This window comes from Micromonospora sp. DT44 (genome assembly GCF_049841635.1).
GTDB lineage: Bacteria > Actinomycetota > Actinomycetes > Mycobacteriales > Micromonosporaceae > Micromonospora.
On record NZ_JBNCKS010000138.1, the window covers coordinates 1 to 1,248 of the forward strand.

A 1,248-nucleotide genomic window follows, 5' to 3' on the forward strand; every position below is an offset into this window, starting at 1 on the left:
ACCTTCAGCGACCGCCTCCCAGCCGCTGAGACCTACTAACCAAGATCGCCGGAAACACCTTTAGCGAGACAGGCCCGTCCAGAGAGGTTGGGGACGCGGCTGGCCGGTGGTCGGCCGCCGAGTGCGGTGTGAGCGCGGTGGTGATTGTAGGCGTGGAGCCATGCGGGTAGCGCTGCTCGACGGGCGGTTTCCGAGGAGTACGGGCGGGCGTATGCCCATTCCTCGGTGAGGGTGCGGTGGAAGCGTTCGACCTTGCCGTTGGTCTGGGGCCGGAACGGGCGGGTCTTCTTTACGGCGATGCCCAGCTCGTGCAGGGTGTCGCGCCAGAGGAAGGACTTGTAGCAGGAGCCGTTGTCGGTGATGACCCGGCGCACGGTGATGCCGTGGGTGGCGAACCAGGCGTGCGCGCGTCGCCAGAAGTCGGCGGCGGTGTCTTTGCGTTCGTCGTCGAGGATCTCGGTGTAGGCCAGCCGGGAGTGGTCGTCGATAGCGGTGTGCAGGTAGGCGTAGCCGAGCCGGGCGCCGCCCCACCGGTCGGTGGCGTGGCCTTTGGTGGCGGTGCGGTTGAGTTTTCCTTGACGCCGGCCACGAGTGCGCCAACCGCCGCCGTCGGGGATGTTGCCCAGCTTCTTGATGTCGACGTGGACCAGGTCCCCGGGAGCGGCGTGCTCGTAACGGCGCACCGGCCGCGCGGTGGCCCGGTCCAGGTGTGCCAGGCGGGCCACTCCGGCTCGGCGCAGCACCGCGTGACACGTCGACGCCGCCAGCCCGAGCCGGCCACCGATCCGCGCCGGTCCCCACCGGCGCTTGGCCCGCAGGTGCAGCACCTTGCGCTCCACCGGCGCCGGTGTCCGCCGAGGTGACCGACGCGGCCGGCTGGACCGGTCGACCATCCCCGCGACACCCTCGACCCGGTACCGGTCGGCCCACCGCTTCGCCGTGGTCGGACTGACCTGGAACCGCTCAGCCGCCCGGCGCAGCGGCCAACCATCGTCCACCACGCCGCGGGCCAGACGCAGCCTGCCGGTCTCCGACAACGGGGCATTACGGTGGGGCACGGGGACCTCCTCGGGTCAGGTGCGGCTGTCTGGTAGCTCCACACCTACTCGGGAGGTCCTCACCCTTTCAAGATCCCGGACACGTCACCAACGTCCATGGGCAGAACACCTAGTACTCCAGCCGCAGTTGCCTGATCTGGAGTTTTGGCAGCCCAACGGCATGATCGACGTTGTAGTTGAGCCTGCGGCG

At 69.2% G+C, this 1,248-nt stretch carries 1 protein-coding gene; it reads right to left on the minus strand.

Annotated features, from left to right (window positions below; genetic code table 11):
* Positions 1 to 35 precede the first annotated feature (35 nt).
* Complete coding sequence (locus ACLQ25_RS32640; protein ID WP_425734576.1) at positions 36 to 1,058, minus strand: IS481 family transposase; 1,023 nt, start codon at positions 1,056 to 1,058, stop codon at positions 36 to 38.
* Positions 1,059 to 1,248 lie beyond the last annotated feature (190 nt).